Annotated in this window: 7 protein-coding genes; 6 read left to right on the plus strand and 1 reads right to left on the minus strand. The window is 46.5% G+C overall.

What is annotated here, in order from left to right; translation table 11 throughout:
* Nucleotides 1-543: 543 nt before the first annotated feature.
* The 5 genes from QUB61_RS35480 (at nucleotide 544) to QUB61_RS35500 (ending at nucleotide 8,299) form a co-directional block, all read left to right on the plus strand.
* Nucleotides 544-1,707: a glycosyltransferase gene (locus QUB61_RS35480; protein ID WP_333135639.1), complete on the plus strand. Its 1,164-nt coding sequence runs from the start codon at nucleotides 544-546 to the stop codon at nucleotides 1,705-1,707.
* Nucleotides 1,708-1,832: 125 nt separating this feature from the next.
* Nucleotides 1,833-2,984: a GTP-binding protein gene (locus QUB61_RS35485; protein WP_333135637.1), complete on the plus strand. Its 1,152-nt coding sequence runs from the start codon at nucleotides 1,833-1,835 to the stop codon at nucleotides 2,982-2,984.
* Between the two features lie 168 nt (nucleotides 2,985-3,152).
* Nucleotides 3,153-3,608, plus strand: coding sequence for a D-aminoacyl-tRNA deacylase (gene dtd / locus QUB61_RS35490; RefSeq protein ID WP_333135635.1), 456 nt, complete (start codon nucleotides 3,153-3,155; stop codon nucleotides 3,606-3,608).
* 162 nt (nucleotides 3,609-3,770) lie between these two features.
* Nucleotides 3,771-7,871 (plus strand): AAA domain-containing protein, encoded by a 4,101-nt coding sequence (locus tag QUB61_RS35495; RefSeq protein ID WP_333135633.1) that lies wholly within the window; start codon nucleotides 3,771-3,773, stop codon nucleotides 7,869-7,871.
* Between the two features lie 266 nt (nucleotides 7,872-8,137).
* Nucleotides 8,138-8,299 carry a hypothetical protein gene (locus QUB61_RS35500; protein WP_333135631.1) on the plus strand — a complete coding sequence of 54 codons (162 nt, stop codon included), beginning with the start codon at nucleotides 8,138-8,140 and terminating at the stop codon, nucleotides 8,297-8,299.
* Here QUB61_RS35500 and QUB61_RS35505 read toward each other — a convergent pair.
* Entirely contained in the window at nucleotides 8,289-8,498 is a 210-nt protein-coding gene (locus QUB61_RS35505) for a hypothetical protein (RefSeq protein WP_333135629.1), read from the minus strand. The genes QUB61_RS35500 and QUB61_RS35505 overlap by 11 nt on opposite strands.
* Before the next feature lie 31 nt (nucleotides 8,499-8,529).
* Here QUB61_RS35505 and QUB61_RS35510 point away from each other — a divergent pair, with 31 nt between their 5' ends.
* Entirely contained in the window at nucleotides 8,530-9,756 is a 1,227-nt protein-coding gene (locus tag QUB61_RS35510; RefSeq protein ID WP_333135627.1) for a HetZ-related protein, read from the plus strand.
* Nucleotides 9,757-10,003 lie beyond the last annotated feature (247 nt).

Consider the following 10,003-nt stretch of genomic DNA (forward strand, 5'->3'; position numbering starts at 1 on the left):
CCTTCAAATGGACTTATTTGGGCAAAGCATTGAAGCAATAATCAATGGTAGGTTAACTCCCGCCTACTTCTACTAGTAGTCGAAATAACCAGATTCCCCACAGCCGACGGCATTACAGACGATTTCACTCACCCAGACTTGGGACTGCCCGTAGAAAGTAAGTAGAAAGTAAATTTATGGCTGTAGAAATAGCAAAATAAAAACTCTTTATTTTAGCTTGCGAATGGGAACATTTGACTCAGTTGATGCAGACAGTTATCGCACAACCTGCACTTACAGCCCAAGCTAGACTTGCCGACCCCCGTTTGGTAGCTAAAAACTTTCCTGGGAAACAGGCACTCGACCAGTTGCTAGATGTCATATTACCCGAAAACACGAGCTATAAAATTGACCAATCAACTTTTAACTCAATAATTTTGTAACCCAATAACCCTTTCTATTAATGGTAACGGGTAACGGGTAATCGTGCATTGGTAAGGGGTAATGGGTGAGGGGCGAGCGGTAGTAACCAACAAAAAATAACAACTAACAACTAACAAATTAATGCGTATAATTGTTGAAGGCTGGCGCTTTTTGCCGCACTCCTACGCGATCGTAAATCAATTTCAGCTAGTAGAAATGCTGAAATATCCTCACTTAGAAATTTTCCACAAAGATATTCCCTATCTAGACGAAAATTGGCAGCCAGTAACCGGTTTGTTAGACGCAACTGCTGAAGCAGCAATAAAAAATATTCCTCACCCTTCCGCGTCTCTAAAAGCAGACGCTACGTTACGGATCTCAGTACCTTACAATTTTGCACCCTCAAATACAAAACGGACGTGCTTGTTTGCCACAACAGAATGGGGAATTCTGCACAACGAAAACTTTAGAATAACGGGCGCAGCTTCCCTCCGCGAAGGTCACAGCAACTCGGATATAATTATTATTACGCCTTCCCATTGGTCGAAAACCGGATTTATCCGCAGCGGTGCGAATCCCGATCGCACAATTGTCATACCCTGCGGCATCGATCCGAAGATTTACAAACCTTTAACAAAATCGGAACGCGAAGCTTTGCGGAAACAGCTAGGATGGGACGGATTTGTATTTTTGAATATCGGTGCAGGCTCTGCCAATAAAGGCATCGATTTATTGTTAAAAGCTTTCTCCGTTGTAGTTGAAAGTTATCCCGAAGCCAGATTAGTATTGAAAGGAGAAGAATCAATATATGAGTCGGATTCTCTGATCGCTCAAAACATAGACGAACTAACCTTTGACGAAGCAGAAAAAGTTTTGCCGCGCATGGCTTACATAGGAGAAACACTGCCTTTTGCAAAAATGGCTCAACTTTATCAAGCCGCCGATGCCTACGTATCTCTTTATTTAGCAGAAGGTTTCAATTTACCAGCACTAGAAGCAATTGCTTGTGGCTTGCCGATCATCTGCACTAAAGGCGGCCCGACGGATGATTTTACAACTCCAGATTTTGCTTGGCACGTCGAAAGTACGTTTCAAGAAGGTACTTCTAACGATCGGCAGATATTTCGCCTGATGCCAGATTTAGAACATTCGATCGCCTTAATGAAAAATATTATAGAACAGCCGGAGTTGTGCGATCGCTCTCGCGAAGCAGGCCCCAAATTTGTAGCGACTGGGTTTACCTGGAAACACGTTACAGACCAACTCCTAGAGGTACTTGTGCCAACTATTCGATCGCCCAATTAATCAGGGTGCGATCGAATAGTTGGCAGCTTCCGATAATTAGCGCTGGTAACGCGCTGTTCGGAATTAATATAAGATACAATAAGAACAACAACTTTAAGCTTCAGACCTTATTTGACATCCAAGCTATGCAATCTACAACTCAGTCCGAGACAGAACCGGCGATGGACGCTCCCAAACACGGATTGCCCGTTACAATCATTACAGGATTTCTCGGCAGCGGCAAAACAACCCTGCTCAACCACATCCTGACCAACCAGCAGGGTTTGAAAACAGCAGTTTTGGTCAATGAATTTGGCGAAATCGGCATCGACAACGAACTGATTGTCACCACCGACGACAACATGGTTGAGCTGAACAACGGCTGCATCTGCTGCACAATTAATGAAGATTTGGTTAATGCAGTTTACAAAGTTTTAGAACGGCAAGAAAATCTCGATTATCTGGTAGTCGAAACAACCGGACTCGCCGACCCGCTGCCAGTAGCGATGACTTTTTTAGGCACAGAACTGCGCGACCTGACTCGTCTCGATTCGATAGTTACAGTAGTAGACGCAGCCAACTACAGCTTAGATTTGTTCAACTCTCAAGCAGCTTACAGTCAAATAGCTTACGGCGATATAATTATCCTCAACAAAACAGATTTGGTTGAGGAAGCAGATTTAGATTTGTTGGAAGTTAAGATTCGCGATGTCAAAGAAGGTGCTCGAATTCTGCGAACAGTGAAATCGCAAGTTCCCCTACCCCTTGTCCTCAGCGTCGGATTGTTTGAATCGGACAAATATTTCCAATCGGAAAAAACTCCTAGCAGTCACGACCACGACCATCACGACCACCACGACCACCACGACCATCACGACCATCACGACCATCACGACCACCACGACCATCACGACCACGGCCATCACGACCACGGCCATCACGACCACAGCCATCACGACCACTCGGGTCATTTAGAAAATGACGGATTTACCTCAATTTCTTTCCAGAGCGACAAGCCTTTTTCTCTGAGGAAATTTCAATATTTCTTAGACCACCAACTGCCAACAAACGTGTTTCGCGCGAAAGGGATTATGTGGTTTGAAGAAAGTCCGAAACGGCATATTTTTCACTTGAGCGGCAAGCGATTTACGATGGACGATGAGCAGTGGAAAGGTGAGCGGAAGAACCAGCTTGTTCTCATCGGTCAGGGTTTGGATACGGAGAATTTGCGATCGCAACTCGAAAACTGTCTTTGTATGCCTTCAACCAGTCGCGGTAAAGGTTTTGGGAAAAACTAACAGTAAAATATTCTTTTCTACTGGTTCCCAGGCTAGAGCCTGGGAACCGATGTCTAGAGGCTCTGCCTCTGTGGTTCTCAGGAAGATAGGAGGCAGAGCCTCGGGATCTGCGTTACCAGGCTAGAGCCTGGTAACGAGTAATTTCCTATTACCAATTACCCATTTTCAATGCGAGCAATTATCCAGCGAGTCAAATCATCTCAAGTTGAAATTGACGGTCAAATTGTCGGCAAAATTGGCTGCGGACTTAACTTGCTTGTAGGTATTGCAGACACCGACACCGAAGCAGAACTCGATTGGATGGCTCGCAAATGCCTAGAATTGCGTTTGTTTCCCGACTCGGCCGGGGATACCGGCCGCTGGAACAAGTCCGTACAGGACATCGGCGGCGAGTTGCTGGTTGTGAGTCAGTTTACCCTCTACGGCGACTGCCGCAAAGGTCGGCGGCCTTCCTTTGACCGAGCAGCGGCTCCGGAACGAGCGGAAATTTTTTACGATAAATTTGTCGAAAAGTTGCGCCAGAGCGGCTTAAAAGTTGAAACAGGCTTGTTTGGAGCGATGATGCAAGTCTCGATCGAGAATGACGGGCCGGTGACTTTGGTATTAGAGAGAGAATCGGGGTGAGTTGTGAATTTATAATATAAATAGTTGCCGTGAGTATGGTCACAATTAAAAGTGATTATGGTGATGTAACTCCTAAGTTAATTGTGAGATGATTACTCAAATTTAGTCGTTAGGCATAGCTTATGCCAGTCTGACTCAGACAAAAATATTATTTTTACATTTATGTTAACCCCAGTAACTAAACCATCTGTCCGAGTTACGGAAATCGGCGAGTACATCCATTATCAATCTTGCGATCGCCGCTTTAAGCTAGAGCATAATAACCGAAAGCTTGCCCGAGAGCTTCCGTTTGCAGAACGCCTCTTCAACTCCTTAGATCCAGTTCTCCAAGAGGCGGGGCGATTGAGGGAGAACGAATGGGAAACTTCTCTCAAAAACAATGGTCTCATTGACCTCACTTTGTACAGCCAAAAGTCTGCTGACGAAAAGAAGACACCCTGGACTACCTTTGTCGCACAATTGCAAGGTATAAGTTCAGGACAAAGAGCATATGGACGCGAAATTTCCGTTGAAGCAGACGAGGGAGCTTTCCAGATCAAAGGCCAAATTGACTTTGTACTAATTCTGTGGGAAGCCGATCGACCAAAGCTGCGAATTGTTGAATGCAAAGCCAGTCGTCGAGACCGTACCTACCACCGCGTGCAGGTTGCTCTATACCGGATGCTAGTACGGCAGCTTATTCAGGTGAGTCCAGTGGCTATTTGCGGCGTAGAACTCAGACCAGAAGATATCGAGTGCGTGGTTGCTAGGATTGATGAAAGTACAAATAAAAGTCAGCTCATCCTCGATCTAAAACCCTTTAAGCTAGATACAGAAGAAGCGGACATTAATCGCCTCCTGGGATCTGAGGGTGCGCTAAACCGCGTAGTTCAGGCTGATTTAGCTGATTTGGACTATCAAATCGATCCGAAGTGTGATGGCTGTGTTTTTAATATTCACTGCTTATCAGAAAGTGCCAGATTGCGTCGCCTTGAACTAATAGGCTTAGATCCATCAGCAGTACGAGTCTTGCGAGAGGCCGGGATTGATAAAATCGATGACTTGGCTGAACTTGACTTAGCCGGACAGCAGGCAGTTCAAGTGCGGCAAGATCCAAGCTTTAGCGATAACCTAGAACTTATCCAGTTAAAAGCAAAAACTCGCAGGCGTACACTTCCAGGCGGAAATATCAACCCAGATTCCTATGAAGTAAAGCCGCTACCTTATGCAGGTCAAGGTCAACTTCCAGAACACATAATTAATGGTGAGCGGCTGATTCGCGTTTACCTTTCTGTGGATTACGACTATGTAGAAAACAGGATTGGAACCCTTGCAGCTCATGTGACCAAGAGCGAGGGACAATTACATACAAGCTTCACGCAGGTAAATGGACACTGGCAGCCAGACCCCACGGTCAAGGAACGGTGGGAGGTAGGGCGCGATCGAAATAATCGCCCAGTCTATGAAGAGCGTTCTCTGCAAAGTAAAGAAGTTATTGAGTTTCAAACCTCTCCGTGGACGGGGGAATACAGAGAAGACACAGGGGCGGAGAAACAGCTAATTCAAGCGTTTCTAAAGAAGCTGGTTGAGGTTATTGATGAGGTAGCCGAGGCCGAAACCGCTCCCATTCACTTTTATGTCTGGTCTCGATCGGAGATGGATCAGTTGCTCGAAGGATGCTCCCGCGTCAGCTCGCAGTTGCTCGCCAACCTCCGAGAACTTCTAGGATGCCGTGAAAGCTTAGAGCAACTCATCTACTCTTGCTTGCACGATGAAGTCGATCGGCGTTTTGCCTTGGGATGGACAGGGAGAGGCTTAGCTGTCGTTACTTCTCTGTCGTGGTTTGGGAGGCGTTATCACTGGCGGCGGCGGGTGTCTGGTGCCGAGGTCGATCTAGAGCAAGCTTTTACACAGGATATTTTCGATTTTAAGACTGATTTGGATTTAGATGCTCAGGGGCAGTGGGCAGAGCGAGATTCTGAGCAAGTCAGCAGGCACAAGTTTGAAATCCGCAGTCGCTTTTATGATTCCTTAACAGCACCCTACTGGCGCGCTTACTGGCGAAAATTGCCAGATCCAAAAGACCCAAATCTATCGCCAGCAGTTGCTAAGGCAATTGAACGCTACAACAGCGCCCGGAAACCTAACTATCTCAACCATTATTTTCGCGCCCGCGTACACGCGCTGCGGTGGGTTGAAGAAAGCATTCGTTCTAAGAACCCAGAAATAGAAAAACCATCTCTTGTCATCGCTGATTTACTGGAATTCACGCTTGGGGTAGATAATGCCGCTCAGGCGGGGATTGACTATCTCCGATTGGATCAGCACGTTAAAGTGACAAACTGGATTGCTACTCACCTAGTCCCGCCTGTCTATCGCGTCCCTCTAGGGCGCACTATTCCTATTAGTGATGTTGTCTCACACGGCAACAATAGGCTCACAGCCACTATCAACCTTGATAGGTACGGTATTAACTATAAAGTTTTCGAGACTAACTGCACGATCGAAAAAGGCAATTTTGTAAGGCTTAGCCGCTGTTCTGACGATCCGCATCGCGGTCAAACATTCGGTCAACTTCTACGCGGTGGAAGTACGTGTGTGGTGGATAATATTGACTGGGAGACTAGACAGATTCAGCTTTCAGTAAGACAAACAAATAAACTAGACCGCTATCAACTCCCCGGTCAGTTTTATAACCAAGAGGAAGATATTTTTTCCTATGCTACTTTAGATGAAAGTCCTTCTGATTTTGTAGCCGGAAAGGTTGACGACAGACTAATAAGTCGTTTGGGAAATCATGTCTGTCAGTGGTTCGATCCTGAGCGTCCTCAGATTCCTCCACAACAGGCTCTAGCAGCACAGGAGCTAGAACAATACCAGAATCTACTGCAGTCCTTGACATTGCCTAACGGACAGAAATTGGCTACCGATCAAGTAGCTGCTGCTGTCAGCGGCTTAACCGCTAGAATTCAACTTTTACAGGGGCCTCCAGGAACTGGCAAAACACAGACAACTGCGATCGCTACTTTTTTAAGAATTTTGGCGCGTTGTTCGATCGGAGATATCGTTCTCATAGCAGCACCTACCCATACGGCTGTAAACAACTTGCTTTTGCGCCTCAATACCCTCTTGCCAATCCTTCAGCAACAGGCAGAGCAATTAGGATTAACAGTACCGCCAATAAAACTTAGCCGAGTTGACCCTAAAGAGGATGAGTCTTTTTTTGAAAAAAATGTTGAATGTTTTCGATCTAAGGGTGATGCGACAAGAGTAAATCAAATGCGCTCAAATGCTGTCTTAGTCATCGGTGGCACAACGAATGCTCTTTTGAAATTATCGCTGGAAATTAAAGGTATCCAAGTACCTATACTAATCGTTGATGAAGCAAGCATGATGGTGTTTCCGCACTTTTTGTCCCTGGCTACATTAGTAAAAAGTGACGGGGAAATCATGCTTGCCGGAGATAATCGGCAGCTCTCACCAATCGTTGCCCATAACTGGGAGCAGGAAGACCGTCCGCCCATTCAATTATACAAGCCTTATGTGAGTGCATATGATGCGGTTAAAAATATTAAACTTACAAAAGTTTCAGATTCAGCTATTCTGAGTTCTGCGTTGAGTCTTAGCCATCGGTTGCCACGGCTTATTAATGATTTTTTAATTTCCCCTCATTACCACCGACTGGATAACATTGAACTAAAAGGAAGAGCGCGGGAGTTAAATAGCGTTTTACACGACGAGTCAAGAGAGCTTTTTCTTGTCCTTCATTCTGAGCGCCAGTCAAGACGCAGCAATCTGCTTGAAGTGCGGATAATTGAGCAAATTATTGCGGAAAGTTGCAGAGAAATAGAAAACAAATCTGTGGCTATTGTCACTCCACACCGAGCGCAGCGAACACTGCTTAAGACTCATTTGAGTAACTACGGCAACTTCATTGATGTAATTGATACTGTTGAAAGCTTGCAAGGTGACGAGCGACCTTATATAATTGTGTCGGGAACAGCCAGCGACCCCTCAGCAATCAGTAAAAATGTGGAATTTATCTTAGACCTCAATCGGTCTAATGTGGCTTTTTCTCGGGCTCAGAAACAACTGATTGTGGTCTGCTCTAAGACGCTGCTAGATCACATTCCAGCCGAATTGGAACATTACGAGGAGACAATGCTTTGGAAGTCTTTGCGAGCTGTGTGTTCGCAGCTCATCGTTACTCGGATTGTTGATGGGCATCAGGTGGAAGTTTTTAGCCCATCGCGGGATATTCTCGAAAAGCTGTCGCGCATTTAAATTGCATATTTCAACTTGTGAGGATTTATCATCTTTAATATTTTATGCGATCGACTCAGCATCGCTGTTGTCAATTTGCGGGTCTAAACTTCTGTAAGGACTTACCCGCCCCCATCAAAGCAATCGGGCTGATTTAATAAAATACATCGCTTCGGGCCTCGCTTTGGAGCCAGAAATCTCGCTTCGGTCAATCAACCTGCCTTCTCTCAGATCGATTTGCAGATTAACCGGGTTTCCTAACTACTGTGGCGTAGGTTTTAAAGACATTGCAGTTAGCTACATTCTGCCAAGTCTCGATTCCAGAATCTCCAACGCCTCAAAAGCCAGTTAATAAATTGTCCATTCAGGGGGCTGGCAGCACCCTCAATCCTTCTGACGATCGCCCCACGCGACTAACAGCTCAGAATGCTTGTACAGTCACGGTTTAATGGCCATAAAACCAATCTCCCACAGCCAGCGCTTAGAATCAGATTCAGCAGCCAAAAACTGTTGCATGAGAGAGTGGAACACTGGCATAACTGCGGTTATCTCTACTTCCGTAACATTCAATGTATAGAGAGTTGAATCAGCACAGCAAGCGAAACCGCCACCTACTGTCGCCTCACTCTCTAACAAATGTCCTCGCACACCCGCTGTGCCCTACCACCCGATAAACGCCATGACTCTCAAAGCTGCCACCAACACCGCCAACTGCAACACCGCTTCTGACCTCAACAGCATTCCGGAACAAACCGCCGATATCAATAGTGTTCCCAGCATCGATATCCTCGCTTTGGCTAACTTCGCCCTCAAAGAATTGCAAGCCGAAATGAAAACTGCCAGCCGCAGCGCTCAAGCAGTAGCGATGCGGATTGCTAAGGAAGTCGAACGGATTTGCCAAAAAAGCGATCGCATCCAAATTTCCGGCGAAGTTGAAGCTTGGCAAATCACCTTGGCGGAGCACCGGTTGCAAAAAACCCTGCAATACTACCGCTTCGGTTCCAAACAAGGCCGCGTCGAACTGCATTCTCACCTCGCGGCGATGGTTTACCGCCATGTTGCTTCCTTCCGATCGAACTTGAACTTCCAAGCTCGCTACAACATGATTGAAGACTTTTTGCAAGGCTTTTACATCGAATCTTTGCGAGCTTTCCGCCGCGAACACCAACTCGATGCCACCTACCAGCCCCGCACGCAGCTAGAATTGGCTGAGTACATGGCTTTTACCGAACACTACGCCAAGCGCCAAATCGGTTTGCCCGGCCGCAACCGCCAGCGCCTGATCGTGTTGCGCGCTCAAGGATTTGCCAAGGGCCAGCCTCCGGAAACTGCGATCGACATTGAAATGGCTGTAGAGTCGGGCAAGGGAGAAGATGCGGAAATGTACAGCCGCTCTCCGGCGCTGCAACAAGTGCGCGAGCAAATGGTATCGGAAACTGTCGATCCGGCTGATGCTGTGCTGCGCGATCGAGTAGTCTCTGAATTGATCGCCTATCTGGAAGCCCAAAATCAGCCGGAATGCGTGGACTACCTAACTTTAAAATTGCAAGACCTTTCGGCTTCGGAAATCGATCGAGTTCTCGGTTTGTCTTCCCGCCAGCGCGACTACTTGCAACAGCGGTTTAAGTACCACGTCGAAAAATTTGCCCGCACTCAAAATTGGAAACTCGTGCACGAATGGCTGGGTGCTGATGTCGATCAAAAGCTAGGGATGACTTCGGACCAATGGGAAGCATTTCGCGCTCAACTGTCGCCCCAAATGCAGCAACTGTTAGAAATGAAGCGGAATCAAGAAAGCGAGAAGGCGATCGCCGCTGCAATCCAATGCACTCCCAAACAAGTCCAAAAACGCTGGGCGCAACTGTTGGAGCTGGCAAGCCAGACTCGCAACAGCAACCAAGCTTAATTGGTACTCGAATATGAATGCAACTGTTTTCTTGAGACTGGAAAATGCGATCGGGTGGGGCATCTGCACAGGACTGCCCGCCCCGGCCCGGGCTCTCTAATCAACAAGCGCTGCTACTAATTTATCGCTGCTTTTTGGCTCATTCAATTTATTAAAACAACATTAATTTTTTTGTATCCGCTCAATAAATCGGGGTAACAGCAAAAAAAGAAGGTTCACAATCTAGGCACAGCATGGTAGAATATGA

The organism is Microcoleus sp. C2D2, from assembly GCF_036702495.1.
Lineage (GTDB): Bacteria > Cyanobacteriota > Cyanobacteriia > Cyanobacteriales > Microcoleaceae > Microcoleus.

Coding starts and splice junctions, on each gene's coding strand:
- QUB61_RS35480 (WP_333135639.1), top strand. CDS start 544: ATGCGTATAATTGTTGAAGGCTGGCGCTTTTTGCCGCACTCCTACGCG.
- QUB61_RS35485 (WP_333135637.1), top strand. CDS start 1,833: ATGCAATCTACAACTCAGTCCGAGACAGAACCGGCGATGGACGCTCCC.
- dtd (WP_333135635.1), top strand. CDS start 3,153: ATGCGAGCAATTATCCAGCGAGTCAAATCATCTCAAGTTGAAATTGAC.
- QUB61_RS35495 (WP_333135633.1), top strand. CDS start 3,771: ATGTTAACCCCAGTAACTAAACCATCTGTCCGAGTTACGGAAATCGGC.
- QUB61_RS35510 (WP_333135627.1), top strand. CDS start 8,530: ATGACTCTCAAAGCTGCCACCAACACCGCCAACTGCAACACCGCTTCT.